The following is a 25,189-nucleotide window of genomic DNA, read 5'->3' as shown; positions in this document are numbered from 1 at the left end:
CTTAAGAAGTTACGGCAACTGATTGAATAACTTGAAGAAATTATCCGTCGTCTGGCGCGCTACCTGCTCCAGGGGGATACCTTTCAGGGTCGACAAATATTCCGCCACGTGGGCCACATAGCCGGGTTCGTTCATGCGGCCACGGAACGGTACGGGCGCCAGGTACGGCGAATCCGTCTCGATAAGGATGCGCTCGAGCGGCACTTCCAGCGCCACGGCTTGCAAGTCTTTCGCGCTCTTGAACGTGACGATGCCGGAAAAGGAAATATAGAAACCCATGTCGATGGCGGAGCGCGCCACTTCCAGCGATTCCGTAAAGCAATGCATGACGCCGGCCACGCCGCCGTCGGATACGCCCGCGCCCTCTTCGCGCATGATGCGGATGGTATCTTCGCTGGCCGCCCGTGTGTGAATAATCAAGGGCTTACGGGTGATTCTTGAAGCTTTGATGTGCGTCCTGAAACGCTCGCGCTGCCACTCCAGGTCGCCCGTCAGGCGGAAATAGTCGAGACCCGTCTCGCCGATGGCGATGATCTTCGGGTGATCGGCCAGGCGCACCAGGTCTTCCACGGACGGTTCAGGCGTATCTTCGTAATCGGGATGCACGCCGACGGAGGCGAAAATATGCGGATACTGCTCGGCCAGGGCCAGCACCTGTGGAAAGTCCGGCAAGTCGACGGACACGCACAGCGCGTGCGTCACCTTGTTCTCGGCCATCTTGGCGAGGATCTCGGGCATGCGAGCAGCCAGCTCGGGGAAATTGATATGGCAATGGGAATCGATATACATAAGGCGGGATTGTACCGGAGGGAGCAAGAAATGGCAGGGGAACAGCGCCGCCGTCCCCTGCCATGGTGGTGCGGATGCTTACAGCTTCGAGGCAGGATGTTCCGCCAGCGGAACGAAGTTGCCGGTCGACTCGTCGAGCGCGTCAAGGGAACCGTTCTCGATGTCGTACACCCAGCCGTGCAGGGTCAGCCTGTTTTGCGCCATGGCCAGCGCCACCGAAGGATGGGTACGCAGGTTATTGAGTTGCGCGACCACATTGGCGCGCACCATGCCGTCGATGCGCGACTGTTCCGTCGGATGCTCGACCGACTCGTTGATCATGCGCGCCGCATCGGCATGGTGCAGCCAGCTGCGCACGGCCGGCATGTGGTCCAGGCAGGCACAGGTGGCAATCGCCTTCATCGCGCCGCAATCGGAATGGCCGCAAATGACGATGTCGCTCACGTTCAAGGCGGACACGGCAAATTCCACCGTGGCGCTTACGCCGCCCGGTTCGGGTCCGTACGACGGCACGATGTTGCCCGCGTTGCGGATCACGAAGAGCTCGCCTGGTTCACGCTGCGTTACCAGTTCCGGCACCATGCGGCTGTCCGAGCAGGAAATGAACAGGGCCTTGGGGGTTTGCCCCGTGGCCAAGGTCTTGAACAACTCGCGGCGCTCGGGAAAAACCTCTTTTTGGAAGCGTAGAAATCCAGCAATAATGTCGCGCATAAATATATAGAATGGTTGGCTGAGACGATATTATCGCTGAATGGCGCAGGTTTCGCCTATTGCCCCCGCCTATTGCCCTGCCGGTGGCTGCCACAGCTCCACCTTGTTGCCCTCGGGATCGATGACCCAACCGAACTGGCCATATTCCGAGTCGGGCGCCTTGTCCAGCACCGTGCTGCCTTCGTCGCGCAGGGCCTGCAGCAGCGCATCGCCCGCGTGCTTATTCAGTGCGTCGACTGTAACACCGGGCTCCGGGCGTGGCAAACGGCCATGGCGCGCTAGGCAAAAATGTTATCAAGATATATAGTGGACAGCCGGTGTGCAGCCATGGGGTTGCGCGCGGAAACGTGGAGAGTGTTCATGCTGAAAATTGCCAGCCCTTTGATACTGCTGGCCTGCCTGGCCCAGACAGCGCATGCGCAAGTACAGGTGCAGAACAAGCGCGACGCGCCCAGGGCCATCGCCGAAGCGGGCCTGTGCGCGCCCGTGTGCGCATCGGCACGCGAGGATTGCCGCGCACAAGTGCAGCAAGCCACGCAAGACGACACCAGCCCCATCTTGTCGATGAAGCCCAGCAGCAATCCCTATGCTGCCGCGAGCCGGGAAACGGGGCCCCAGTCGCAGCAGCTGCAACCGACGCAAGCCCAGGCCTTCCGCGCCCGGCGCGCCGAACGCTTGCAGGTGTGCGAGGTGCGCTACCGCAGCTGTACGCGCGCCTGCGGCTAAGTCATTTTCATCGCGCCAAGAGTCAAATAATCTGCATTAACTTGATGATGCAAGCACTTGATTTCATTGACAACTTGAAGCGTAGTCGAGCAGCATGTCTTCGAGGAACAGCTTGGGCGACAAGGGGTGCTCGGCGATCGCCCTGCGCTCATTGGCGGCCTTGATGGCGGCCATCAAACGGCTGACGTTGATGCGTCCGGCCAGCGCTTCCAGCTCGCGCCGGTGGCGCGGATAGTAACGGATGGTGCCGGACAGCTTGACGGAAAACAGGTCGTACAGCCAGCGCTGCAAGGAAGCCACCAGCGGCGCCAGCGGCGCCTTCTGCAGCTTGTCGGCTGCCTTCAGGGCCGCTTCCACGCCCGGATGGGCCAACACTTGCAGCAACTGTTCCGTTTCTTCGCGGCCACCCGACTCGGATTGGGCCAGCGCGGCCAGCGGCGCGCCGCCCTGCTCGCGCAGCCAGTTGTCCGCATCGTTCAAGCCTTGTTGCTTGAGCCAGGCCAAGGCCTGCTCGTGGCTGGGCATGGGCAAGGCAAATTTCCTGCAGCGCGACAGGATGGTCGGCAGTAATCGGTCCAGGCTGTTCGATGCCAGCAGGAACAAAGTGCCTGGCGGCGGCTCTTCCAGGGTTTTCAGCAAGGCGTTCGACGCGGGCGTATTGAGCGCCTCGGCCGGGTACAGCACCACCACGCGCAAGCCTTGGCGGTGCGTGGAAATGTTCATGAAGTCGGCCAGGTTGCGGATCTGCTCGATCTTGATGTCTTTCGACGGCGTCTTGGTCTTGGCGCTCTTCTTCGCGCCGTCGCCCTCTTCGCCGTCGTCGGCTACCTCGTCTTCCAGCGCTTCCGGACGAACCCTGCGGTAATCGGGATGGTTGCCCTGGCTAAACCAGCCGCACGAGGCGCACGCGCCGCAGGCATGGCCGTCGGCGCGCACGTCTTCGCACAGCAATGCCTGCGCGAAATGCTCGATGAAGTCTGCCTTGCCGATGCCTTGCGCACCATGGAACAAGATGGCGTGCGGCATGCGCGGGCGCAGCGCTTGCAATTGCTGCCAGGCGTCCTGTTGCCACGGATAGAGAGAACTGGTCATATCATTTTCTTTTAAATCAGCGCGTTACAGTACTTTGTTCAAGCAGAACATCAAGTAGCTGCGCGAGCTGTACTTGAATGTCAGCAATGCTTTGCGTGGAATCGATGATGCGGAAGCGTTCAGGAAACTGGGCCGCGCGGCGCAGATACTCGTTGCGCGTGGCGGCGAAAAAGTCCGATCGCTCCTGCTCGAACTTGTCGAGCGCGCGCGTGGCGTCCAGGCGGGCCCGGGCCACGGCCAGCGGCACGTCGAACAGGAACGTCAGGTCCGGCTGCAGGTGCGGGTGCACCCACGCTTCCAGCGCTTCCATCTTGCGCAAGTCCATGCCCCGGCCGCCGCCCTGGTAGGCGAAGCTGGCATCGGTAAAACGGTCGGAAATGACCCATTCGCCCCGCTCCAGGGCGGGCGCGATGACTTGCGCGATGTGTTCGCGGCGGCTGGCGAACATCAGCAAGGCTTCCGTTTCCAAATGCATTTTTTCATGCAACAGCAGTTCGCGCAGCTTTTCGCCCAGGCTGGTGCCGCCCGGTTCGCGCGACGACACGAGGCGCACGCCCCGCTGCTGCAAATAGTCGGTAACAAAGCCGATATGCGTCGACTTGCCCGCGCCATCGATGCCTTCAAAGGTGATGAAGCGGGGTTGATAGTGTTGTGTCATGAAACTTCTTACTTAATCAAGTGAAATTACCGCTGGTACTGGTTCACGGCGCGGTTATGGTCGGGCAAGTTGGCCGAGAACTGGCTGGTGCCGTCGCCGCGCGCGACGAAATACAGCGCCTGCGTGCGGGCCGGCGCCAGTGCCGCCGTCAGCGATTGCGCGCCAGCCAGGGCGATCGGCGTCGGCGGCAAGCCGCCGCGCGTGTAGGTATTGTACGGGGTGTCCGCTTCCAGGTCGCGTTTGCGGATCTTGCCCTGGTAGTTGTCGCCCATGCCATAGATTACGGTCGGGTCCGTCTGCAGCAGCATGCCGGTCTTCAGGCGGTTGACGAAGACGCCGGCGATCATGGCGCGCTCGGACTTTTGTCCCGTTTCCTTTTCCACGATGGAAGCCATGATCAGCGCCTCGTACGGGTTTTTATAGGGCAGGGCCGGATCGCGCTTGTCCCACGCCTCGGACAGGCGGCCTATCATGGCCGTGTGCGCCTGCTTGAAAATCTGCATTTCGCTGGCGCCCTTGGCGAACAGATACGTATCCGGGAAGAACAAGCCTTCAGGATGCACATATTCGGGGCTGATTTTCGCCATCAGTGCCTTGTCGGACAGACCCACGGTATCGTGCTTGAGGCCCGGGTGGCTGGCCATGGCCATGCGCATCTGCTTGAAAGTCCAGCCTTCGATGATGGTCAGCGACTCTTGCGCGAATTCACCGCGTGCCAGCTGCGTGATCAAACGCTGTGGTGTCGTGCCCGGTTTCAACTCGTAGGAACCGGCCTTGATCTTCGAGGTCTTGCCTTCGATGCGCGCCAGCATGTTGAACAGGATGGGCACGATGGGCACGCCCGCATCCGCGATCTGCTGGCCGGCCGCATGCGCGCCGCTGCCAGGGCTGATCGTAAACGGGATCGCTTCGCCTTCCGTGGTGATGGGCTGCTGCGCCCAGTACACAAAAGTACCACCGACGCCGATGGCGGCGATGACTGAACTGACTACAAGTTTTTTAAAGAAAGCCATTGTTCCGATTCTTGTGATGCGGGCACTGGCGGGCAGCACGCGCTTGTTATGATCGTTCATTTGTGAAGCAAGTGCGCGCAAAGCGGCGCCAATACTGGCAATCTTGCTGCTGCCGACGCAATCTGCGCGACATCACTATAATGAACCCGTAATGATAATGCTTAATCGCTGATCTAATGGAAATTATGAATAACTGGAATCAATTTTTAACTGCCCAAGGCGCCCGCCCCGTTGCCATCGATGGCGCGCCTGACAGCACCGCCCCCATCGCCGCCGCCACTATCGACGATTTCGGCCAGTCCCTGACAGTGCCCCAGCTGCAAGAAGGTTTTGTCGCGGCCATCACGGACCAGGGCTTGATCGGCTTGAACGGCGACGAGGCAGCCAGTTTCCTGCACGGCCAGCTGACCAACGATGTGGAACACCTGAACCAGGAGCAAGTGCGCCTGGCCGGCTACTGCACGCCGAAAGGCCGGCTGCTGGCCAGTTTCCTGATGTGGCGCAATGCCACCACTATTTATCTGCAATTGCCGCGCACCATACAGCCTGCCATCCAGAAGCGCTTGCAAATGTTCGTGCTGCGCGCCAAGGCCAAGCTGCACGATGCATCGTTTGATGCAGCCAACCAGGTCATCCTGGGCCTCGGCGGCAAGCAAGCCAGCGCGGCCCTGTCCGCCTGGTTCCCCGCGCTCCCCGCCGCGCCGTTCAGCAAGGTCGAGCATGCGCTGGGCACCCTGCTGCGCGTGGCCGATGCGTTCGGTAGCGCCCGCTATGAATGGCTGACCTCCGCCGCCACGGCGCGCGACGTGTGGCCGCAATTGACGCAACAGCTGACCAAGGGCGGCAACGACGCCTGGCAATTGTCGGAAATCCATGCGGGCATCCCGCAAATCACGGCCGCTACGCAAGAACAATTCGTGCCGCAAATGATCAACTTCGAGCTGCTGGGCGGCGTCAATTTCAAGAAAGGCTGCTACCCGGGCCAGGAAATCGTCGCGCGCAGCCAGTACCTGGGCAAGCTCAAGCGCCGCACCACCCTCGTCAGCATCGCTGACGCAGCGGCAGTGGCCGGTGGCGAACTGTTCGCCGTCAGCGACCCGGACCAGCCTTGCGGCATGCTCGTCAACGCCGCGCCCAACGGCAGCGGTGGCATCGACGCCCTCGTTGAAATGAAGCTGGGGGCGATAGCAGAAGGTTCAAGCGCGGCCGGCGCCGTGCGCTACGGTTCGGCGCTGGGCGTTCACGTGCAGTTCCTGCCCATGCCTTACGTGCTCGACGCACTCGACTTGTGAGAATGCCATGAAAGATTTGTACATTTACTATCAAGTGAAGGAAGAGCACGCCCAGTCGCTGGAAGCCAGGGTTCGTGCGCTGCAGGCGAAACTGGCTGCTGCCTCTGGCGTGGCGCCGCAACTGAAGCGCCGCCCGGAAGTGAAGGATGGCTTGCAGACGTGGATGGAAATCTATCCCGTCGTCGGCGAAGGCTTTGCGGAATTGCTGGCCAGCGCCGCCGACGAGGCCGGCTTGCTGGCCCTGACGGCCGGCGCGCGCCATACGGAAGTATTCATGGATTTGCCTCCATGTGCCTGATCGTTTTTGCCTGGAAAGTCAATCCGCACATCCCGCTGATTGCCGCCGCCAACCGCGACGAATTCTATGAACGCGCCAGCGCCCCCGCCGGTGCCTGGCCCGAACACCCGCAAGTATATGCGGGTCGCGACCTGCAGGCGGGCGGCAGCTGGATGGGCATCACCCAGGCCGGCAGCGGCAGCTCGCGCTTTGCCGCCATCACGAATATCCGCAGTCCGCAAGACCGCAACCCGGACGCCCCCTCGCGCGGCGCCCTGGTGGCCGACTATCTGGCCGGCAATATGTCGCCACAGGACTACATCGCGCAAATCCGCCCCGGATGCAAAGCCTACAACGGCTTCAACCTGGTGCTGGGCGACGCACATACGCTGATCTGGTTTTCCAACCGGGGCGATGGCGATGCGCGCAATGGCCACCCCCTGGAGCCGGGCATCTACGGCTTGTCGAACGCCCTGCTGGACGCGCCGTGGCCGAAGGTCTTGAAGACCAAGGCCCAGTTCGCCAGCCTGCTGTGCCAGGGCGCGCCCGATGACGCCTATTTCGACATGCTGGCCGACACCACGCGCGCGCCCGACTTCCGCTTGCCCGACACGGGCGTGCCGCTCGACCTCGAGCGCGTGCTGTCCGCCGTCTGCATCGAAACGCCGGGCTATGGCACGCGCACTTCCACCGTCGTGAAACTGTTCCCGGACTCCCCCGGCGAATTGCATGAGCTGGTAATTCAGTAATGCCCGCGGGGCCGGCAGCGTCCGGCTCCGCCCTGTTACCCTCCCGTTTCCCCGCCCCCTTTCTTCTGCAAACGCTGCCCGGACAAAAAAAGAAAGCGCTTGCGCAAGCGCTTTCTTTTGTTTACGATAGATTCAAACGCGGCGACACAGCTGCACCCAATCGCAGCACATAATAATAAAAAATCATCAGGAGACACCATGGCCACCATGGAAGATGTAGCGCGGGCGGCGGACGTATCGCTGTCGACTGTTTCGCACGTACTCAACGGCACCCGCAAGGTCAGCCCGAAAACCGTCGCCGCCGTCAACGCGGCCATGCAGCAGATCGGCTATGTGCCGAACATGCTGGCCCGTGCGCTGGCCGGCTCGTCGTCGGGCACCATCGGCGTGGCCATTTCCGCCTTCACCAATCATTACTTCAGCGAAACCGTGCGCGCCATCGAGGCAGCCTGCACGCGCCACGGCTTGATGATGCTGTTTTCCGATACGCATGATGATCCTGAACAGGAACTCAAAGTGGTGCAGAACTTGCACCAGCGCCGGGTCGACGGCATCGTGCTGGCGCCCTCGGGCGATCCGCACAACCGTACCCTCGACTATTTGACCAGCAACAAGATCGCGTCAGTGCTGGTCGACCGCATGTCGCCGCAGCCGTTCGACCAGGTGGGCGTGGAAAACATCGAAGCGACGGCGCAACTGGTGCAGCACTTGATCGTTGCCCACGGCCACCGCCGCATCGGCTTCATCGCGGGCGCGCCCGGCCTGTCCACGACGGACGAGCGCATCGCAGGCTACCGCCTGGCCTTGCAGCGCGCCAACATCGTCTTTGACCCGGAGCTGCTGCGTTCGGGCGACTCCAAGCTGGAGCGCAGCGGCGCGGCCACGCGCGAATTGCTGGCCTTGCCCGCCGGGCAGCGCCCCACGGCCATCGTGGCTGGCAATAATCTGATGACCATTGGCACCATGCACGCCTTGCGCGACGCCCACATTGCGGTACCGCAAGACGTCGCGCTGGCCGGCTTCGATGATTTCGACTGGGCCGATTATTTCAGCCCGCGCCTGACCGTGATGGCCCAGCCGCTCGAAGAGCTGGGCGCCATGGCCGTCGACCTGTTGATCGACCGTATCGCCAACCCGGACCGCGCCCAGCATGTGCAGCGCTTGTCGCCAGCCTTGCGCGTGCGCAATTCCTGCGGCTGCCCCTGACCTTTTACAGTAAAACAATATGCATCCAGCGATTTCCCTCGGTATCGACCTCGGTACCTCCGAATTGAAAACCGTGCTGATGGACGGTACTGGCAGCGTGTGCGGCCAGGCTTCCGTGCGCCTGGACGTGAGCCGCCCGCAGCCGGGCTGGTCCGAACAAGCGCCGCAGGACTGGTGGGCCGCCTGCGTCAACGCGCTGGGCCAGCTGCGCGCCGGCTGGCCGCAGGAATACGCGCGCATCGCGTGCATCGGCCTGTCGGGCCAGATGCATGGCGCCGTGCTGCTCGACGCCAATGACGCCGTGATCCGTCCCGCCATCCTGTGGAACGATGCGCGCGCCGACGCCGAAGCGGCTACCCTGGCGCGCGACTTTCCCGCCTACGCAGACGTGACGGGCAGCCTGCCCATGGCGGGGCTGACGGCGCCCAAACTGCTGTGGCTGCAAAAGCACGAGCCGGATGCCTTTGCCGCCATCGCCTGCCTGCTGTCGCCGAAAGACTATGTGCGCCTGCGCTTGACGGGGATCAAACTGACGGATATGTCCGACGCGGCCGGTACCCTGTGGCTGGACGAGGCCAAACGCGCCTGGTTCGTCCCCATGCTGGCCGCCTGCGGCCTGGCGCGGGAACAGATGCCGGCGCTGGCCGAAGGCGACGCGGCCACGGGCACCGTGCTGGCTGCCATCGCCGACCAGCTGGGCTTGCCCATGGACGTGGTGGTGGCGGGCGGCGGCGGCGACAACCCTGTCTCGGCCGTCGGTATCGGCGCCGTCCACGGCGGCGACAGTTTTATCTCGCTGGGCACCAGCGCCGCCATCGTTTCCGTCACCGAAGCGCCCTTGGGTAACCCGGCCGGCGGCGTGCACAGCTTTTGCCACGCCCTGCCCGGCCGCTGGTATGCGATGGGGGCGATCTTGTCCGGCGCCAGCTGCCTGCGCTGGGCCACGAACGTGCTGGGCCAGCCCGACGAGGCAGCCTTGCTGGCGCTGGTGGAAGCAGGCTTGCCGCTCGATACCGCCATCGCCCCATCCGCGCCCCTGTTCCTGCCGTATCTGTCGGGCGAGCGCACGCCGCATAATGACCCGCAAGTGCGCGGCGCCTTCTTGCAGCTGGGCCACGACAGCACCCCGGCGCAGCTCGGTTATGCCGTGCTCGAAGGCGTGGCCTTTGCTTTGCGCGACGCCATGGCGGCCGTCACCTCGACGGGCGCGGTGGTGCCCTACTGCATGCTGGTGGGCGGCGGCGCGCGCAGCCAGTACTGGGCACAATTGCTGGCCAATGTGCTGGGCCGCGAAATGCGCACCCTGCACAACAGCGAACTGTCGGCCAGCCTGGGCGCGGCCAAGCTGGGCTTTGCCGCCATCGGCGACACCAGCCTGCTGACGCAGGGCTTGCCCATCAAAAACACTTTCCTGCCCGATGCCGCGCACAGCGCAGCCTTGAGCATCCGCTACGGCCGCTACCGTAGCCTGTTTCCCGCCGTGCAAGCCTTGCACCAACTCAGTGATAAGGAATAGTAATGAATCAGCTGCAACAATTGAAGCAAACCAGCACCGTCGTCGCCGACACGGGCGACTTCTTGCAACTGGCCCGTTTCGCGCCGCAAGACGCCACCACCAACCCGTCGCTGATCCTGAAGGCCGTGCTGCAGCCCGATTACGCGCCCTTGCTGGAAAGCACGGTTGCCGCCCATCAATCCGCTTCGCTGGACGATATCGTCGACCAGGTGCTGGTGCGCTTTGGTCTGGAAATTTTGAAAGTCGTGCCGGGCCGCGTGTCGACGGAAGTTGATGCCCGTTTGAGCTTTGACCGCGCCGCCACCTTGGCCAGGGCGCGGCGCCTGATCGCGCTGTACGAGCAAGCGGGCGTGAAACGTGAGCGCGTGCTGATCAAGATCGCCGCCACCTGGGAAGGCATCCAGGCGGCGCGCGAACTGGAAGCCGATGGCATCTTTTGCAACCTGACCCTGCTGTTCGCGTTTTGCCAGGCCGTCGCCTGCGCCGATGCGAAAGTGCGCCTGATTTCGCCGTTTGTGGGCCGCATCTACGACTGGCACAAGAAATCCCTGGGCGCGGCATGGGACGAAGCGGCGCGCAGCCTGTCCAACGATCCAGGTGTACAGTCGGTCACGCGCATCTTCAATTACTACAAACAACATGGCATCGCCACGCAAGTGATGGGCGCCAGCTTCCGCAACGTGGGGCAGATCATGGCCCTGTCCGGCTGCGACTTGCTGACCATCAGTCCTGACTTGCTGGCCAAGCTGGAAGCGCTTGACGCGCCATTCGAGCGCGCGCTGGGCGGCGACCTGGGCGCAGCGCAGCCGGCCATCACGTATGACGAGGCCGCTTTCCGCTACGCCTTGAACGACGATGCGATGGCAACAGAGAAACTTGCCGAAGGCATACGCGGCTTCGCCATCGATGCGGGCAAGCTGGACGCCATGATCGAGAAATTACGTACTCACTAACGCAGTCAATAAGTTTCACCCGTAGCACCAGTCGCTTTTCACAATAAAAACCCTTGGAGATCCTCATGAAAAAAGTCATTACCGCCACCCTGCTGCTGTCCGCCGCCTGCGGCGCCTTTGCTGCCGACAAGCCATTGAAATCGATCGGCGTGAGCCTGGGCGACCTGGCCAACCCCTTCTTCGTGGCAATTGGCCGCGGCGCAGAAGAAAGCGCGAAAAAGCTGGGCGGCCCTGGCGTGAAAGTCACCACGGTTTCCAGTAAATATGACCTGAACACCCAGGTGGACCAGATTGAAAACTTTATTGCCAACAAAACCGACATCATCATCCTGAATGCCGTCGATTCCAAGGGCATCGCCCCGGCCATCAAGAAAGCACGCAATGCGGGTGTGGTCGTGATCGCCGTCGACGTGGGCGCCGTGGGTGCTTCGGCCACCGTGATGTCCGACAACACCATGGCGGGCGACGTGTCGTGCGCCTACCTGGCCAAGCAAATCGGCGGCAAGGGCAATGTGGTGATCCTGAACGGCCCGCCGGTCACTTCCGTGATCGACCGCGTCAACGGCTGCAAGAAAACCCTGGCCGCGTTCAAGGATATCAAGATCCTGTCCGACAACCAGAACGCGGGCGGCAGCCGCGATGGCGGCATGACCGTGATGTCGAATTTGCTGACGGCCCATCCGAAGATCGACGGCGTATTCGCCATCAATGACCCGACGGGCATCGGCGCCGAACTGGCGATCAAGCAATCGAAGCGCACGGATGTGAAACTGATCACGGCCGTCGATGGCGCGCCCGATGGCCAGAACGCCCTGAAAAACAAGGCCGGCCTGTTTGCCGCCACCTCGGCGCAAAACCCTTACCGCATGGCCACCGACGCCGTGCAGATGGGCTACGACATCATGAATGGCCGCACGCCGAAACAAACCATGGTGCTGTTGCCGACCCCGGCCATCACCAAGGAAAACGTCGCCACCTACGCGGGCTGGGTAAAAAACTGATCTGCCTGACCTGAACCACGTGGCGCCGCCAGCTTGCGGGCAGGCGGCGCCAGTTTCACCAGCAAGGAAGGACAGTCATGAGCGACGATATTATTTTTGAAATGCGCGGCATCGAGAAGCGCTTTGGCGCCACGCGCGCGCTGCGCGGCGTGCACCTGACGGTGCGCAGCGGCGAAATCCATGCCGTGATGGGCGAAAATGGCGCCGGCAAGAGCACCCTGATGAAGATTTTGTCCGGCGTGTACACGCCAGATGCGGGTGAAATCATCCTCGACGGCAAGCCGATCAAGATCCGCAACCCGGGCGAGGCCCGCGCGCTGGGCATCAACCTGATTTACCAGGAATTGAGCGTGGCCAAGAACATGACGGTGGCGCAGAATGTCTTCATGGGCAGCGAACCGCAAGGACCGTTCTGGACCGTCAAGGGCGGCGAAATGCGCGCGCGCACGAATGCCATCCTGGCTGACCTCGGTTCCCGTTTCGATGCCGACACCATGGTGGCCAGCCTGTCGATCGCCGAGCAGCAGCAGGTGGAAATCGCCCGCGCCCTCGTGCACGAAAGTCGCATCCTGATCATGGACGAGCCCACTGCCGCCCTGTCCGACAGGGAAACCGAACAATTGTTCCGCATCATCGAAGAACAGCGCGACAAGGGATTGGCCGTGCTCTACATCAGCCACCGCATGGCCGAGGTGGAGCGCCTGGCGCGCCGCATCACGGTGCTGCGCGACGGCGCCTATGTTGGCGAGCTGGGCAAGGATGAGCTGGATCAAAAGAAAGTCGTGCAAATGATGGTGGGCCGCCCGGCCGACGACTTTTATGCGCACCAGCGCCGCACCACGCGGGGTGCCGAGCGCCTGCGCGTGGAAAACGTGGGCGGCGGCAAGGTCAAGCCTGCCTCGTTTGCCCTGCATGCGGGCGAAGTGACGGGCCTGGCGGGCCTCGTCGGCGCGGGCCGCACGGAACTGGCGCGTTTGATCTTTGGCGCCGACAAGAAGCAATCGGGGCAAGTCTGGCTCGACGGCCAGGAAGTGCATATCCACCGGCCACTGGCGGCGATACGCCACGGCATCGGCTACCTGCCGGAAGACCGCAAGAGCCTGGGCTTGTTCATGCAATTGTCGGCCATGGAAAACATGTCGATGAACATCCTTGCAAAGCATTCCACGGCGGGCGTGGTCAACCGTGGCGCCCTGACGCAGCTGACGCGCGAGGCGATCGCCAACCTCAACGTCAAGGTATCGGGGCCAGAAGGCATCGTCGGCGGGCTCTCTGGCGGCAACCAGCAGAAAGTCTTGCTGGCGCGCTGGCTGGCCATCGCACCGAAAGTGCTCATACTCGACGAGCCGACGCGGGGCGTGGACGTGGGCGCGAAGAGTGAAATTTACAAGATCATCCACCAGTTGGCGGATGCGGGCACGGCCGTGCTGTGCATTTCCAGCGAACTGGCCGAGCTGGTCGGCATTTGCGACCGCGTGATGGTGATGTGCGAAGGACGCCTGACGGGCGAAGTGACGGGCGACGACATCACGCAGGAAAACATCCTCGCCTATGCCACGCAGCTGGAAGCGGCATAAGAACGCACAACAAAACCTACTGCGCGTCGCGCGTCGCGGTTTTGTTAGGCGTTCCAAGAATAAGTATCAGCATAATTACTCAGGAGATTGACCATGACAACGAGTACCACCAGCGGCGCCGCGCGCGCCGGCGAACCCTTCAATGCCTCGAACCTGATGCGCCGCCTGGGCATGTTGCCCGTGCTGGTCGTGCTGTACCTGGCCATGTATGGCCTGACCGTGTATTTCTCGGCCGACGGCACGTCCACCTTCATGACCAGCAATAACACCATGAATATCTTCCGCCAGGTGTCGATCAATATCGTGCTGGCGTCTGGCATGACCTTCGTCATTTTGACCAGCGGCATTGATTTGTCGGTCGGCTCCGTGCTGGCCGTCTCGGCCGTGGCGGGCATGCTGATGTCTCTATCGGCCCAGTTCGCCGGCTTTTCGATTCCGACGTTTTTGATCGTCGGCTTGCTGCTGGGCGCGCTGAATGGCGTGCTGGTGGCCCTCGTCGGCCTGAACCCGTTCGTTGTGACGCTCGGTACCATGACGGCCCTGCGCGGCGCCGCCTATTTGCTGGCCGATGGCACCAGCGTGCTGAACACGGAAATCCCCAGCTTCGAATGGATGGGCAACGGCAGCTTCCTGGCCGTGCCGTGGCTGATCTGGCTGGCGGCGGCCGTCGTCGTGCTGACGTGGTTTATTTTGCGCAAGACGACGCTGGGTCTGCATATCTACGCCGTCGGCGGCAATATCCAGGCGGCCCGTTTGACGGGCATCAAGGTCGGCCTCGTGCTGATGTTTGTCTACACGATCAGCGGCCTCTTCGCGGGCCTGGGCGGCGCCATGTCGGCCAGCCGTCTGTATGCGGCCAACGGCAACTGGGGCACGGGCTATGAACTGGACGCCATCGCGGCCGTCGTGCTCGGTGGCACCAGCCTGATGGGCGGCGTGGGTTCCGTCTGGGGCACCGTCATCGGCGCGCTGATCATCGGCGTGATGAACAATGGCTTGACGATCCTGGGACTGTCGTCGTTCTGGCAGTATGTGGCGAAAGGTGTCGTGATCGTGCTGGCGGTGATTCTCGACAAATGGCGCCAGTCGCACGCGCAGAATTAAGAGTAAGCCGTTAAGGGCCGGGGTCGGACCTTTAAGGTCCGACCCCGGCCCTTGCTCTTGGGTTAACGCTTAAAACTGCAGCCGCATCTCCACATGCGCAATCCCTGCCTCTTCAAATACCTCTCCCTGCTGCACGAAACCATGGCGCGCATAGAATGGCGCGGCCACGGTTTGCGCGTTCAGCACCACCGCTGCATCCCCCCGTTCGCGCGCCTTGTCCATCAGCAAGCTCAAAATGGCGCCGCCCACACCCGTACCACGGCCCGGCTGGCGCACGGCCATGCGGCCGATATGGCCGTCCGGCAATAATCGGCCCGTGCCGATGGCGTTGCCAGCATCGTCATAGGCAACGGCATGCAGGCAGACAGCGTCCATGTCGTCGAGTTCGATCTCGGCCGGCACTTTCTGTTCATCGACGAAAACTTCAAAACGGATGGCGGTGGCATCAAGGCCCAGGGTGGCCCAGTCGCCGAGGCGGATGGTGTGCTTAGTCATGGTAGGTGCTAATAAGAGACGGGCCGCAATTGTCGCATGGCCCGCCTTGAGGGAGGAAGGTCAGCCCAGCTTCACCAGCTGTTTACCAAAATTACGGCCTTTCAACAGGCCGATGAAGGCGTCGGGTGCGCTGGCCAGGCCGTCGGCCACGGATTCACGGAATTTCAGCTTGCCCGTCGCCACCAAGGTAGCCAGTTCCGCCAGGCCCTGCGGCCAGAATTCCGGCTGTTCCGAGACGATGAAGCCGCGCACGGTGAGGCGGTTGGTAAGGATGAAGCGCGCATTGTCGAGCTGCGTCGGCTCGCCGTTGTAGCCGGCAATCCAGCCGCACACGGCCACGCGGCCAAAGGCGTTGGTGCGCGCCAGGGCAGCATCGAAGATGGCGCCGCCCACGTTTTCATAGATGGCGTCGATGCCGTCCGGCGTGGCCGCCGCCAGGTCGGCTTCCAGATTGCCCGCCTTATAGTCGACGCAGGCATCGAAACCCAGTTCCTCGACGACATACGCGCATTTTTCCGCCCCGCCGGCGATGCCCACGACCCTGCAGCCTTTCAATTTGGCCAACTGGCCCACGACGCTGCCCACGGCGCCACTGGCCGCCGACACCACAACGGTCTCGCCCGCTTTCGGCGCCATGATCTGGTTCAAGCCATACCACGCCGTCATGCCGGGCATGCCGACGGCGCCCAGATAGGCGGAGGCCGGAATATGCGTCGTGTCGACCTTGCGCAGCATGGTGCCGTCCGTTACAGCCACTTCCGCCCAGCCCAACGTCCCCACCACCGTGTCGCCCACGGCGAACTTCGCATGCTTTGACTCCAGCACCACGCCCACCGTGCCGCCTATCATGGTTTCATCGAGCGCTTGCGGCGCCGCATAGCTTTTATTCGCACTCATGCGCCCGCGCATGTAGGGATCGAGCGACAGGTACTGGTTACGTACCAGCAATTCTCCGTCCTTGATGGCGGGGATCTCAGCCGTTTCCAGGCGGAAGTTATCTGGCTGCACTTCAGCCGTAGGGCGCGAGGCGAGGACGATGCGTTGGTAGGTGGTCATATGGGTTCCTGTTTGTGGGGTGAATTCAGAATTTAGCCCGTAACGCAAGAGCTGGGGTCAGACCCGGCGGGGGAATGCGTCCCAGTGGGACGCATTCCGATCGCGAAGCGACTGATCCCGGATTTACACTTCGTAATCCATGCATTGCCTTGCTTCCCGCACGGCGCCAAAAAACGGTTTGATTTTGACGTGCTCGGGATGGTTCTGATAGGCGTCGAGCGCTGCGCGGCTGGCGAACTCGCTGTAGAGCACGATGTCGTAGGTGGCTTCCAGGCCCGGCTGGGCCACGGCTACCTCGAATGTCAGGATGCCTGGCACCAGGTCGGCACAGGAATCGAGCAAGGCTTTCAATTTCAAGGCATTCGTGGCGCGGTCGGCGCCTTCGGCGTGGTCTTTGAGTTTCCAGAAAACGATGTGCTTGATCATGGCGGGTGCGATGGAGAGTAGGCAAAGGGAGCCGCTACTGTAACCGCTATCGGCCCACTCTGCAGCACGCACACCATCCGGCCAGACTAGACGACCTCGAACAGGCCGGCCGCGCCCTGCCCGCCGCCGATGCACATGGTTACCACCACATATTTGACGCCGCGGCGCTTGCCTTCGATCAAGGCGTGGCCCGTCAGGCGCGCGCCCGACACGCCGTACGGATGGCCGACGGCAATTGCCCCGCCATTCACGTTCAGGCGGTCCATGGGGATGCCCAGCGTATCGGCGCAATACAGCACTTGCACGGCAAATGCTTCGTTGAGTTCCCACAGGCCGATGTCGGCTACCGTCAAGCCCGCCTTTTTCAGCAGTTTCGGGATGGCAAACACAGGGCCGATGCCCATTTCATCGGGTTCGCAACCGGCCACGGCAAAACCGCGGAAGATGCCCAGCGGTTGCAAGCCTTTCGCTTCGGCCACTTTTGCATTCATCACGATAGCCATCGACGCGCCATCGGAAAACTGGCTGGCATTGCCAGCGCTGATGACGCCGCCCGGCATGGCGGAACGGATCTTCGCCACGCCATCATACGTCGTGTCGGCACGGATGCCTTCATCGCTTGAAATCGTCACTTCACGCGACACCAGCATGCCGCTGACCTTGTCGGCCACGCCCATGATGGTGGTCATCGGCACGATTTCCGCGTCGAACAGGCCGGCAGCCTGGGCGGCGGCGGCGCGCTGCTGGCTTTGCGCGCCATACACGTCCTGGCGCTCGCGCGAAATCTGGTAGCGCTTGGCCACGGTTTCGGCCGTCTGCAGCATGGGCCAGTACACTTCCGGCTTGTGCTGCTGCAGCCAGACATCGCGAACCATATGCGTATTCATTTCATTTTGCACGCAGGAAATCGATTCCACGCCGCCCGCCGCATAGATATCACCTTCGCCGGCAATGATGCGCTGCGCCGCCAGGGCGATGGCCTGCAAGCCCGACGAGCAGAAACGGTTGACGGTCATGCCGGCCGTGGTGACGGGGCAGCCGCCGCGCAAGGCAACCTGGCGCGCGATGTTGCCGCCCGTGGCGCCTTCGGGAAAGGCGCAGCCGACCAGCACGTCTTCCACTTCTTCCGCCTCGATGCGCGCGCGCTCGACGGCGGCCGCCAGCACATGGCCGCCCAGGGTGGCGCCGTGCGTCATGTTGAACGCGCCCTTCCAGGACTTGGCCAGGCCCGTGCGGGCGGTCGATACGATGACGGCTTCATTCATGCTGTGTCTCCTCGTGGGAAATATTATGGGTGGGTATCTGCGGAATCAGAATAGCACATTTAAGTACGATCGTTCGCAAAGTTATGGCGAGCGCTAATTTGTAAGCTTCGTGTAAGTTTCAAGCAAGCATGACGTAAGGTTCGGAGAACAAACTCGGCCCAAGCTGTTGCAAGAATGGTCAAAAAGACCTCGGCAGCAGTTCACTATAAAACATAGGGAGACAAACCATGGCAACACCATCCGGCTCGGCCGACGTACGGAAATTTTCCACCAAGGGAACGCCGATTACACCCGAAGAACGCAAGGTCATTTTTGCGTCCTCACTCGGCACTGTCTTTGAATGGTACGATTTTTATCTGTACGGTTCGCTCGCTTCCATCATCGCCAAGCAATTCTTCATCGGCGACCCCACCACCACCTTCATTTTCGCGCTGCTGGCCTTTGCCGCCGGCTTCATCGTGCGTCCGTTCGGCGCGCTGGTCTTCGGCCGCCTGGGCGACATGATCGGCCGCAAGTACACCTTCCTGATCACCATTTTGATCATGGGCGGCTCCACCTTCATCGTCGGCCTGCTGCCGGGCCATGCCTCCATCGGCATCGCCGCACCGATCATCCTCGTCATCCTGCGCATCTTGCAAGGCCTGGCGCTGGGCGGGGAATATGGCGGCGCCGCCACGTATGTGGCCGAGCACGCGCCTGAAGGCAAGCGCGGCGCATTCACGGCGTGGATACAAACGACGGCAACCCTGGGCTTCTTCCTGTCGCTGATGGTCATTCTGGGCACCCGCCTGGCAACCGGCGAGAAGGATTTCGAGGCGTGGGGCTGGCGCATTCCCTTCCTGGTCTCCGTCATCCTGCTGGGTATTTCCGTGTGGATCCGCCTGGCCATGAATGAATCGCCGGCGTTTTCCAAAATGAAGGCCGAGGGCAAGACCTCGAAAGCGCCACTGACGGAAGCGTTCGGCAAGTGGAAAAACCTGAAAATCGTCATCCTGGCCCTGATCGGCCTGACCGCCGGCCAGGCCGTCGTCTGGTACACAGGCCAGTTCTACGCCCTGTTCTTCATGATCCAGACCCTGAAAGTGGATCTGGCAACGGCCAACGTGCTGATCGCCATCGCCCTGCTGCTGGCTACGCCATTCTTCCTGTTCTTCGGCAGCCTGTCCGACCGCATCGGCCGCAAGTACATCATCCTCGGCGGCTGCCTGATCGCCGCGGCGACCTACTTCCCGATCTTCAACGGCCTGACCCACTTCGCCAATCCGCAGCTGGAAGCGGCACTGAAGAATTCGCCAGTGGTGGTGGTGGCAGATCCTGCCTCCTGCCACTTCCAGTTCAACCTGACGGGCCAGAAGAAGTTCCCATCGTCGTGCGACATCGCCACGGCTTTCCTGTCGAACAGTTCGGTGAACTACACGAAGGAAGATGCACCGGCCGGCAGCGTGGCAAAAGTGCGCATAGGCACCAAGGAATTGACGTCGTTTAACGCCGTCATGACGGCCGACGGCTTGAATTTCGATGCGGACAGCAAAGCCAAGGAAGCCGCGTTCAAGAAAGAAATCGGCGCCGGCATCAAGGAAGCGGGCTACCCGGCCAAAGCGGACCCTGACCAGATCAACAAGCCGATGGTCGTCTTGCTGCTGTTCATCCTGGTGCTGTACGTGACCATGGTGTATGGCCCGATCGCCGCCATGCTGGTGGAAATGTTCCCGACCCGTATCCGTTACACCTCGATGTCCCTGCCCTACCATATCGGTAATGGCTGGTTCGGCGGCTTGCTGCCGACCACGGCCTTCGCGCTGGTGGCCTTCAAGGGCGATATCTATTATGGTCTGTGGTATCCGATCGTCGTCGCCCTGGCGACTGTCGTGATCGGCACCCTGTTCGTCAAGGAAACCAAGGATAACAATATCTACGCCGACGATTGATCCGGCACCAGCCCCGGCCGCAAGGCCGGGGCCTGCAATGCAAAACGCCGCTGACTGGTCAGCGGCGTTTGTTTTTTATGCGGCGTATGCGGCGGCGAGCTTACTTGTCGCTCTTGCTCTTTTTCAGCTGGTCGCGCTGCTGCACGTATTCCTGGTAGCTGGTCTGGTTGCGCTTGCGGCAGGCATTACGGTCGTCAAAATTATTGAGGCTGTTGCAATACTCACCGATCTTGTCCCGGTTCGCGTCATACAAGACTTCACAGCCAGTCATGGCCAGCAAGAAGGGAACGATCAGATATTTCATTGCTACTCTCATGGATAGGGACGAAATTGCGCGTAAAAACACCAGATTGCCCACTTGATAAGCGAGCAAGCTTTATCTTAACGCGATCCTGACGAAAAGTACAAGCGCTCGGTATTACTTAGTGCTAAGGATCAGGCAACGGCGGCGTCCTGCCCGTCCAACGCTTCGTTTAGCAGCGGATTGCCGGCCGCAAACGCCGCCAGGTGTTCCAGCAGCACGCGCACGCGGGCAGGCAGGTAGCGCCGCTGCGTCCACACGGCATACACGTGGCGCGGCTGCGGCATCCAGTCGGGCAAGACGCGCACGAGGCTGCCCCTGGCCACTTCGTCGCGGCATTGCAGCAGCGGACACAGCAGGATACCGATGCCCGCGTCAGCCATCTCCACGGCCAGACGCATCTCGTTGACACGCAGGCGCGCCTGCGGTTCGATTACCATTTCGGCGCCGTCGCCGGGCCGCCGCAAGCGCCAGCTGCGCAGCGGCTCGGCCACGATCAATTCATGCCGTGCCAGTTCCTGCAAGTCGCGCGGCACGCCGGCGCGCGCCAGATAGCCGGGCGCGGCCACCATCACCAGCGCGGCGCTGCCCAGGCGCCGCTGCATCAGCGAAGAATCGTCGAGCGCGCCCACGCGGATGGCCAGATCGGCGCCGCTGCCCACCAGGTCTTGCAGCAGGTTCGACAGTTCCAGTTCCAGGCGGATGTCCGGATACTGCTGCATGAAGCTGACCCAGGCAGGCGTCAGCAAGCCGCTGGCGAAGTTGACGGGCGCCAGCACGCGGATGCTGCCCGAGACGGCCGACAGGCTGGCGTCGAGCTGCTGCGTCGCTTGCCGCAGCGCGTGCACGAGGGGTCGGCATTGCTCATAGTATTGCCAGCCTTCCGCCGTCGGCTGCAGGCGGCGCGCGCTGCGGTTGAGCAAGCGGTAGCCCAGCTGGCTTTCCAGCTTTTGCAGCCGGCGCGTGACGGTAGCGGCGGGCAAGTCTTCCTTGACGGCCGCCGCATGCAGGCTGCCCGCCTCGACGATGGCGACAAACAGGGCGAGATCATCTAGCATGATTGCATTTTCGGAATTTGAAATTAAAAATATGGCTCTAGTATAGATTGCTGCAAGTCGTTACGCTGCCACATCCTCATCATTTTGAAAGTGCTCCATGTCCGATGTCCTGCGCTTGCGCTGCGTATTTGCCTTCCTGATGTCGCTGGTGATGACCCTGCTGATGAGCGCCTGGGTCACCTGGCTCAATATCGGCCTGCAAGCAGACTTCCTGCCCCGCTGGCGCCATGCGTTCTTTGCCGCCTGGCCCGTGGCCTTCTGCGCCGTGATGCTGTTCGCGCCCCGCGTGCAGCTGATGAGCCGTGCCATCGTGACCCGGCTCGTCCGCCGCCCTTAACCTGCAGTTAAGCACCGGCAGTATCACTCGGTCACTGACGCCCACGGCTGCCCTGATCCGGGCTATGCTATGGCCTCCTTGTTTTTACAGTGGAATGCCCATGCTCGATCACGTCTCCCTCACCGTTGCCGACCTGGAACGCGCCGAGCGCTTCTACGACGCCATCTTCGCCGCGCTGGACGTGCCCAAGGTGGGCAGCGAGCATGCCCAAGCGTGGATAGGCTATGGCGAGCGCAGCGATGCCGAACACCCTGAACGCAGCTATTTTTCCGTGCGCCTGGGCCCCAGGCCCGACGACGCCCCGCGCCGCCATTGCTGCTTCAAGGCCACATCGCGCGCGGCCGTGGAAGCGTTCTGGCATGCGGGCCTGGCGCATGGCGGCATCGACCTGGGCGCGCCCGGCCTGCGCCACCATCACGCCAGCTATTACGCGGCCTTTTTGTTCGATCCGGACGGCAACCGCATCGAAGCGGTCTGCCACCGTGCCGACGCCGGCTGACAGGACGGGAAATCCATCTCTGTTCGGCATTTTCACTTCGTGACGATTTGCCTATAATGGCTGGCACGCCATACCGGCCCCCCGGTCCCTGCACCAAGAAGGAGATTCATGCATCATCTATTTGTCGGCCGCCCCGCGCGCACCATGCTCCTCTCCAGCGCCGGCTTGCTGCTGGCAGGCTGTTTTTCCGGCTGTTCCCTGTTGCCGTCGTCTCAGGCCACGCCAGGCGTGCCCGCCACGGCCGCCCTGCCCGACGCCAGCATCGCCTACTCCCTGAGCGGCCAGAGCGGCTTGCCCGTGGTCTTCCAGTCGGCCATGGGCGACGGCAAGGATGTGTGGGCCAAGGTGGTGCCCGAGGTGGCCAAACAGCACCGCGTGCTCGTGTACGACCGTCCCGGCTACGGCGACAGCAAAAAAACCTCCACGCCGCGCGACCCCTGCACCATTGCCGCCCAACAGCGCGCCCTGCTGGCGCAAGCGGGTTTGAAGCCGCCCTATGTGCTGGTCGGCCATGGCTTGGGCGGGCTGTACCAGTATGTATATGCCAGGCTGTACCCGCAGGACGTGGCTGGCCTGGTCCTGCTCGATCCCACGCACCCGCAGCAATGGAGCCGGATGCAGACGGACGCGTCCACCTACGCCATGCTTGTGAAGACGCGGCGCAAACTCATGTTCAACAGTACCGAATCGGCTGAATTCGATGCCCAGACGCAGTGCCTGCAGCATGTCGACATGGCCAGCCCGCTGCACGTGCCCGCCATGCTGCTGGTGCGCGACAAGTTCGGCATCGAGGAAATGGGCTCGTTTGAAAACGTGGTGCGGGCCCAGGAAAAAGATTGGCAGCGCCTGTCCGGCGCGCCGGCCATCGAGCGCATTACGGGTACCGGCTACTACATCCAGAAAGACAACCCCGTCATCGTCAACGAGGCGGTCAAGATGCTGGCGAAGAAGAAATAAAAAAAGGGCAGAGAAATCTGCCCTTTGCCATTCAACAGCCCAGCATCAGCTATTGAATCCCTTGTTTTCACCCGCCAGCTTCACCAGCAGCGGCGCCGGTGTCCACGCTTCGCCGTGGCGGCCTTTCGCATAGCCGGCAATCGCGCCCTGCACGTTCTGCAAGCCCACCGTATCGGCATAGAACATGGGGCCGCCGCGGAACAGGGGGAAGCCGTAGCCCGTCAAGTACACCATGTCGATGTCCGAGGCGCGCAGGGCGATGCCCTCTTCCAGGATGCGCGCGCCCTCGTTGACCAGCGCATACACAAGGCGTTCGACGATTTCCTGGTCGCTGATCTTGCGCCGCGCCACGCCAATGTCGGCCGAGTGCTGCACTATCATGGCATTGACCTGTTCCGACGGATAGGCCTTGCGGTCGCCCGCTTTGTAGTCATACCAGCCGGCGCCCGTCTTCTGTCCATAGCGTTTCAATTCGCACAGTAAATCAGCCGTCTTCGAATACGTGACTTCCGGCTTTTCCACAGTGCGGCGCTTGCGGATGGCCCAGCCGATGTCGTTGCCGGCCAGGTCGCCCATGCGGAACGGCCCCATGGCAAAACCGAATTTCTCCGCCGCCTTGTCCACCTGTTCCGGCAGACAGCCTTCTTCCAGCAGGAAGCCGGCCTGCCGGCTGTATTGCTCGATCATGCGGTTACCGATGAAACCGTCGCACACGCCCGAGACGACGCCCGTCTTTTTCAGCTTTTTCGACAGCGCCAGCGCCGTGGCCAGCACGTCCTTGCCCGTCGCCTTGCCACGGACGATTTCCAGCAGCTTCATGACGTTCGCGGGACTGAAGAAATGCGTGCCGATCACGTCCTGCGGGCGTTTGGTAAACGCGGCGATCTTGTCCAGGTCCAGGGTCGACGTGTTCGAGGCGAGGATGGCGCCCGGTTTCATGACGGCATCGAGCTGCCTGAAGACGCTTTCCTTCACGCCCAACTCTTCGAAGACGGCTTCGATGACGATATCGGCTTGCGCAATGTCAGCATACGCCAGCGTGCCGCTGACCAGGGCGATGCGCTGCTCGGCCTTTTCTTGCGTCAGTTTGCCCTTCTTCACCGTGTTCTCGTAATTCTTGCGGATGGTGGCCAGGCCCTTGTCCAGCGCTTCCTGCTGCGTTTCCAATAGCTTCACGGGAATGCCCGCGTTGGCGAAATTCATGGCGATGCCGCCGCCCATGGTGCCGGCACCGACAATCGCGGCGCTGGCGATGCTGCGCACGGGCGTGTCGGACGGCACGTCGGGCACCTTGCTGGCGACGCGCTCGGCAAAGAAGGCGTGCCGCAGGGCTTTCGATTCAGGCGACTGCACCAGTTGCATGAACAGATCGCGCTCATACTTCAAGCCATCGTCGAACTTCATCGTCACGGCGGCCGCCACGGCGTCGACGCATTTCAGCGGTGCGGGGAACGGGCCGGATATGGCTTTCACTGTATTGCGCGAAAACTGCAAAAAGGCTTCATGGTTAGGGTAATCGACCTTGCGCTCGCGCACTTTCGGCAGCGGACGCACATCGGCCACCTTGGTGGCGAAGGCCACGGCGGCGTTCAGCAAGTCGGCGCCGGGCGCGATGACTTCGTCGAACAGGGCCGTGCCGGCAAGTTTCTCGGACGCGACGGGCGTGCCCGAGACAATCATGTTGAGGGCCATTTCCAGGCCCAGCACACGCGGCAGGCGCTGCGTACCGCCCGCGCCCGGCAAGATGCCGAGCTTGACTTCAGGCAAGGCCATCTGCGCGCCTGGCGCTGCCACGCGATAGTTGCAGCCCAGCGCCAGCTCCAGGCCGCCGCCCATGCAGACGCTGTGGATGGCCGCCACCACCGGCTTGGTCGACTGTTCGACGACGTTGATCAGGGTGTGCAGGGTCGGTTCGGTGAGCGCCTTGGGCGAATTGAATTCTTTGATATCGGCGCCGCCCGAAAAGGCCTTGCCGGCGCCAGTGATGACGATGGCTTTGACGGCCTCGTCCGCCAACGCCTGACGGATGCCCGCGACGGCGGCAGTGCGCGTCGCCAGGCCCAGACCATTGACGGGCGGATTGGCGAGGGTAATGACGGCAACAGCGCCGTTCACTTGATATTCAGCACTCATGTCTCTTCCTTATTGATTTTGCTCAGCGATGAGGTGGTTGCAAGGGATGAAGCTTTACTATACCGCATAA

Annotated in this window: 27 protein-coding genes; 14 read left to right on the top strand and 13 right to left on the bottom strand. The window is 62.2% G+C overall.

The features are described 5' to 3' along the window. Window positions 1–9: 9 nt before the first annotated feature. The 3 genes from ACQ4WN_RS22325 to ACQ4WN_RS22315 all read right to left on the bottom strand — a co-directional run bounded on the left by ACQ4WN_RS22325 (window position 10) and on the right by ACQ4WN_RS22315 (window position 1,764). A complete protein-coding gene (locus ACQ4WN_RS22325; RefSeq protein WP_436553503.1) occupies window positions 10–789 on the bottom strand; it encodes a TatD family hydrolase in 780 nt (259 codons plus the stop codon). Between the two features lie 78 nt (window positions 790–867). After that, the gene (locus ACQ4WN_RS22320; protein ID WP_436553502.1) at window positions 868–1,500 is read right to left on the bottom strand and encodes a carbonic anhydrase; all 633 of its coding nucleotides are present in this window, start codon (window positions 1,498–1,500) and stop codon (window positions 868–870) included. Between the two features lie 69 nt (window positions 1,501–1,569). Next, on the bottom strand, window positions 1,570–1,764 hold the full coding sequence (locus ACQ4WN_RS22315) for a VOC family protein (RefSeq protein ID WP_436553501.1): 195 nt from the start codon (window positions 1,762–1,764) through the stop codon (window positions 1,570–1,572). Between the two features lie 96 nt (window positions 1,765–1,860). Here ACQ4WN_RS22315 and ACQ4WN_RS22310 point away from each other — a divergent pair, with 96 nt between their 5' ends. After that, window positions 1,861–2,226 (top strand): hypothetical protein, encoded by a 366-nt coding sequence (locus ACQ4WN_RS22310; RefSeq protein WP_436553500.1) that lies wholly within the window; start codon window positions 1,861–1,863, stop codon window positions 2,224–2,226. Window positions 2,227–2,289: 63 nt separating this feature from the next. Here ACQ4WN_RS22310 and ACQ4WN_RS22305 read toward each other — a convergent pair whose 3' ends face one another. The 3 genes from ACQ4WN_RS22305 to mltG are packed head-to-tail and all read right to left on the bottom strand — an operon-like array spanning window position 2,290 to window position 4,989. After that, a complete protein-coding gene (locus ACQ4WN_RS22305) occupies window positions 2,290–3,318 on the bottom strand; it encodes a DNA polymerase III subunit delta' (protein ID WP_436553499.1) in 1,029 nt (342 codons plus the stop codon). A gap of 16 nt (window positions 3,319–3,334) precedes the next feature. After that, window positions 3,335–3,976, bottom strand: a complete 642-nt coding sequence (gene tmk, locus ACQ4WN_RS22300; protein WP_436553498.1) for a dTMP kinase — start codon at window positions 3,974–3,976, stop codon at window positions 3,335–3,337. A gap of 26 nt (window positions 3,977–4,002) precedes the next feature. Next, window positions 4,003–4,989, bottom strand: coding sequence for an endolytic transglycosylase MltG (gene mltG, locus ACQ4WN_RS22295; RefSeq protein WP_436553497.1), 987 nt, complete (start codon window positions 4,987–4,989; stop codon window positions 4,003–4,005). A gap of 185 nt (window positions 4,990–5,174) precedes the next feature. Between mltG and ygfZ the strand changes: the two genes are divergently transcribed. The 9 genes from ygfZ (at window position 5,175) to ACQ4WN_RS22250 (ending at window position 14,664) form a co-directional block, all read left to right on the top strand. Beyond that, on the top strand, window positions 5,175–6,281 hold the full coding sequence (ygfZ, locus tag ACQ4WN_RS22290) for a CAF17-like 4Fe-4S cluster assembly/insertion protein YgfZ (protein ID WP_436553496.1): 1,107 nt from the start codon (window positions 5,175–5,177) through the stop codon (window positions 6,279–6,281). A 7-nt stretch (window positions 6,282–6,288) separates the two neighbouring features. Then, window positions 6,289–6,579 (top strand): DUF4936 family protein, encoded by a 291-nt coding sequence (locus ACQ4WN_RS22285; RefSeq protein ID WP_436553495.1) that lies wholly within the window; start codon window positions 6,289–6,291, stop codon window positions 6,577–6,579. After that, window positions 6,570–7,307 (top strand): NRDE family protein, encoded by a 738-nt coding sequence (locus ACQ4WN_RS22280; RefSeq protein WP_436553494.1) that lies wholly within the window; start codon window positions 6,570–6,572, stop codon window positions 7,305–7,307. Before ACQ4WN_RS22285 ends, ACQ4WN_RS22280 begins: the two co-directional genes overlap by 10 nt. A 198-nt stretch (window positions 7,308–7,505) precedes the next feature. After that, a complete protein-coding gene (locus ACQ4WN_RS22275) occupies window positions 7,506–8,513 on the top strand; it encodes a LacI family DNA-binding transcriptional regulator (protein ID WP_436553493.1) in 1,008 nt (335 codons plus the stop codon). Window positions 8,514–8,544: 31 nt separating this feature from the next. Continuing rightward, entirely contained in the window at window positions 8,545–10,029 is a 1,485-nt protein-coding gene (gene xylB, locus ACQ4WN_RS22270) for a xylulokinase (protein WP_436553516.1), read from the top strand. 2 nt (window positions 10,030–10,031) lie between these two features. After that, window positions 10,032–10,982: a transaldolase gene (gene tal, locus ACQ4WN_RS22265; protein ID WP_436553492.1), complete on the top strand. Its 951-nt coding sequence runs from the start codon at window positions 10,032–10,034 to the stop codon at window positions 10,980–10,982. A 65-nt stretch (window positions 10,983–11,047) separates the two neighbouring features. Then, the gene (locus ACQ4WN_RS22260) at window positions 11,048–11,983 is read left to right on the top strand and encodes an ABC transporter substrate-binding protein (RefSeq protein ID WP_436553491.1); all 936 of its coding nucleotides are present in this window, start codon (window positions 11,048–11,050) and stop codon (window positions 11,981–11,983) included. Window positions 11,984–12,060: 77 nt separating this feature from the next. Continuing rightward, window positions 12,061–13,560: a sugar ABC transporter ATP-binding protein gene (locus ACQ4WN_RS22255; protein WP_436553490.1), complete on the top strand. Its 1,500-nt coding sequence runs from the start codon at window positions 12,061–12,063 to the stop codon at window positions 13,558–13,560. 93 nt (window positions 13,561–13,653) lie between these two features. Continuing rightward, window positions 13,654–14,664: an ABC transporter permease subunit gene (locus ACQ4WN_RS22250; protein WP_071323543.1), complete on the top strand. Its 1,011-nt coding sequence runs from the start codon at window positions 13,654–13,656 to the stop codon at window positions 14,662–14,664. Between the two features lie 69 nt (window positions 14,665–14,733). Here ACQ4WN_RS22250 and ACQ4WN_RS22245 read toward each other — a convergent pair whose 3' ends face one another. The 4 genes from ACQ4WN_RS22245 to ACQ4WN_RS22230 form a co-directional block, all read right to left on the bottom strand. After that, entirely contained in the window at window positions 14,734–15,159 is a 426-nt protein-coding gene (locus ACQ4WN_RS22245; RefSeq protein WP_436553489.1) for a GNAT family N-acetyltransferase, read from the bottom strand. 60 nt (window positions 15,160–15,219) lie between these two features. Further along, on the bottom strand, window positions 15,220–16,215 hold the full coding sequence (locus ACQ4WN_RS22240) for an NADP-dependent oxidoreductase (protein ID WP_436553488.1): 996 nt from the start codon (window positions 16,213–16,215) through the stop codon (window positions 15,220–15,222). 123 nt (window positions 16,216–16,338) lie between these two features. After that, on the bottom strand, window positions 16,339–16,641 hold the full coding sequence (locus tag ACQ4WN_RS22235; protein WP_436553487.1) for a Dabb family protein: 303 nt from the start codon (window positions 16,639–16,641) through the stop codon (window positions 16,339–16,341). An 86-nt stretch (window positions 16,642–16,727) separates the two neighbouring features. Next, window positions 16,728–17,906 (bottom strand): acetyl-CoA C-acyltransferase, encoded by a 1,179-nt coding sequence (locus ACQ4WN_RS22230; RefSeq protein ID WP_436553486.1) that lies wholly within the window; start codon window positions 17,904–17,906, stop codon window positions 16,728–16,730. Between the two features lie 227 nt (window positions 17,907–18,133). Here ACQ4WN_RS22230 and ACQ4WN_RS22225 point away from each other — a divergent pair, with 227 nt between their 5' ends. After that, on the top strand, window positions 18,134–19,834 hold the full coding sequence (locus ACQ4WN_RS22225; protein WP_436553485.1) for an MFS transporter: 1,701 nt from the start codon (window positions 18,134–18,136) through the stop codon (window positions 19,832–19,834). Window positions 19,835–19,934: 100 nt separating this feature from the next. Here ACQ4WN_RS22225 and ACQ4WN_RS22220 read toward each other — a convergent pair whose 3' ends face one another. Together ACQ4WN_RS22220 and ACQ4WN_RS22215 are read right to left on the bottom strand one after the other, a co-directional pair. Further along, window positions 19,935–20,138, bottom strand: coding sequence for a hypothetical protein (locus ACQ4WN_RS22220; RefSeq protein WP_046682764.1), 204 nt, complete (start codon window positions 20,136–20,138; stop codon window positions 19,935–19,937). Between the two features lie 131 nt (window positions 20,139–20,269). Then, entirely contained in the window at window positions 20,270–21,193 is a 924-nt protein-coding gene (locus ACQ4WN_RS22215) for a LysR family transcriptional regulator (RefSeq protein WP_436553484.1), read from the bottom strand. Window positions 21,194–21,290: 97 nt separating this feature from the next. Here ACQ4WN_RS22215 and ACQ4WN_RS22210 point away from each other — a divergent pair, with 97 nt between their 5' ends. The 3 genes from ACQ4WN_RS22210 to ACQ4WN_RS22200 all read left to right on the top strand — a co-directional run bounded on the left by ACQ4WN_RS22210 (window position 21,291) and on the right by ACQ4WN_RS22200 (window position 22,986). Further along, the gene (locus tag ACQ4WN_RS22210; protein WP_436553483.1) at window positions 21,291–21,530 is read left to right on the top strand and encodes a DUF2798 domain-containing protein; all 240 of its coding nucleotides are present in this window, start codon (window positions 21,291–21,293) and stop codon (window positions 21,528–21,530) included. Window positions 21,531–21,624: 94 nt separating this feature from the next. Then, the gene (locus ACQ4WN_RS22205) at window positions 21,625–22,029 is read left to right on the top strand and encodes a VOC family protein (protein WP_436553482.1); all 405 of its coding nucleotides are present in this window, start codon (window positions 21,625–21,627) and stop codon (window positions 22,027–22,029) included. Window positions 22,030–22,137: 108 nt separating this feature from the next. Further along, the gene (locus tag ACQ4WN_RS22200) at window positions 22,138–22,986 is read left to right on the top strand and encodes an alpha/beta fold hydrolase (protein ID WP_436553481.1); all 849 of its coding nucleotides are present in this window, start codon (window positions 22,138–22,140) and stop codon (window positions 22,984–22,986) included. Window positions 22,987–23,031: 45 nt separating this feature from the next. On the opposite strand, the gene ACQ4WN_RS22195 is transcribed toward ACQ4WN_RS22200, so the two are convergent. Then, complete coding sequence (locus ACQ4WN_RS22195; protein ID WP_436553480.1) at window positions 23,032–25,119, bottom strand: 3-hydroxyacyl-CoA dehydrogenase NAD-binding domain-containing protein; 2,088 nt, start codon at window positions 25,117–25,119, stop codon at window positions 23,032–23,034. Window positions 25,120–25,189 lie beyond the last annotated feature (70 nt).

It is taken from the genome of Janthinobacterium pasteuri (assembly GCF_051380775.1).
Lineage (GTDB): Bacteria > Pseudomonadota > Gammaproteobacteria > Burkholderiales > Burkholderiaceae_D > Janthinobacterium.
The sequence above is the reverse complement of the archived record's forward strand: the minus strand, read 5'-3'. Positions and strand labels throughout refer to the sequence as shown.

Bases quoted from the DNA above. Each gene is read 5' to 3' on its own strand.
- ACQ4WN_RS22255 (WP_436553490.1), top strand. From the start codon at position 12,061: ATGAGCGACGATATTATTTTTGAAATGCGCGGCATCGAGAAGCGCTTT.
- tmk (WP_436553498.1), bottom strand. From the start codon at position 3,976: ATGACACAACACTATCAACCCCGCTTCATCACCTTTGAAGGCATCGAT.
- ACQ4WN_RS22205 (WP_436553482.1), top strand. From the start codon at position 21,625: ATGCCCATGCTCGATCACGTCTCCCTCACCGTTGCCGACCTGGAACGC.
- ACQ4WN_RS22220 (WP_046682764.1), bottom strand. From the start codon at position 20,138: ATGAAATATCTGATCGTTCCCTTCTTGCTGGCCATGACTGGCTGTGAA.
- ACQ4WN_RS22210 (WP_436553483.1), top strand. From the start codon at position 21,291: ATGTCCGATGTCCTGCGCTTGCGCTGCGTATTTGCCTTCCTGATGTCG.
- ACQ4WN_RS22320 (WP_436553502.1), bottom strand. From the start codon at position 1,500: ATGCGCGACATTATTGCTGGATTTCTACGCTTCCAAAAAGAGGTTTTT.
- ACQ4WN_RS22280 (WP_436553494.1), top strand. From the start codon at position 6,570: ATGTGCCTGATCGTTTTTGCCTGGAAAGTCAATCCGCACATCCCGCTG.
- ACQ4WN_RS22250 (WP_071323543.1), top strand. From the start codon at position 13,654: ATGACAACGAGTACCACCAGCGGCGCCGCGCGCGCCGGCGAACCCTTC.
- ACQ4WN_RS22215 (WP_436553484.1), bottom strand. From the start codon at position 21,193: ATGCTAGATGATCTCGCCCTGTTTGTCGCCATCGTCGAGGCGGGCAGC.
- mltG (WP_436553497.1), bottom strand. From the start codon at position 4,989: ATGGCTTTCTTTAAAAAACTTGTAGTCAGTTCAGTCATCGCCGCCATC.
- ACQ4WN_RS22225 (WP_436553485.1), top strand. From the start codon at position 18,134: ATGGCAACACCATCCGGCTCGGCCGACGTACGGAAATTTTCCACCAAG.
- ACQ4WN_RS22325 (WP_436553503.1), bottom strand. From the start codon at position 789: ATGTATATCGATTCCCATTGCCATATCAATTTCCCCGAGCTGGCTGCT.
- ygfZ (WP_436553496.1), top strand. From the start codon at position 5,175: ATGAATAACTGGAATCAATTTTTAACTGCCCAAGGCGCCCGCCCCGTT.
- ACQ4WN_RS22285 (WP_436553495.1), top strand. From the start codon at position 6,289: ATGAAAGATTTGTACATTTACTATCAAGTGAAGGAAGAGCACGCCCAG.
- ACQ4WN_RS22230 (WP_436553486.1), bottom strand. From the start codon at position 17,906: ATGAATGAAGCCGTCATCGTATCGACCGCCCGCACGGGCCTGGCCAAG.
- ACQ4WN_RS22310 (WP_436553500.1), top strand. From the start codon at position 1,861: ATGCTGAAAATTGCCAGCCCTTTGATACTGCTGGCCTGCCTGGCCCAG.
- ACQ4WN_RS22235 (WP_436553487.1), bottom strand. From the start codon at position 16,641: ATGATCAAGCACATCGTTTTCTGGAAACTCAAAGACCACGCCGAAGGC.
- ACQ4WN_RS22305 (WP_436553499.1), bottom strand. From the start codon at position 3,318: ATGACCAGTTCTCTCTATCCGTGGCAACAGGACGCCTGGCAGCAATTG.
- ACQ4WN_RS22260 (WP_436553491.1), top strand. From the start codon at position 11,048: ATGAAAAAAGTCATTACCGCCACCCTGCTGCTGTCCGCCGCCTGCGGC.
- ACQ4WN_RS22195 (WP_436553480.1), bottom strand. From the start codon at position 25,119: ATGAGTGCTGAATATCAAGTGAACGGCGCTGTTGCCGTCATTACCCTC.
- ACQ4WN_RS22275 (WP_436553493.1), top strand. From the start codon at position 7,506: ATGGCCACCATGGAAGATGTAGCGCGGGCGGCGGACGTATCGCTGTCG.
- ACQ4WN_RS22240 (WP_436553488.1), bottom strand. From the start codon at position 16,215: ATGACCACCTACCAACGCATCGTCCTCGCCTCGCGCCCTACGGCTGAA.
- ACQ4WN_RS22200 (WP_436553481.1), top strand. From the start codon at position 22,138: ATGCATCATCTATTTGTCGGCCGCCCCGCGCGCACCATGCTCCTCTCC.
- ACQ4WN_RS22245 (WP_436553489.1), bottom strand. From the start codon at position 15,159: ATGACTAAGCACACCATCCGCCTCGGCGACTGGGCCACCCTGGGCCTT.
- tal (WP_436553492.1), top strand. From the start codon at position 10,032: ATGAATCAGCTGCAACAATTGAAGCAAACCAGCACCGTCGTCGCCGAC.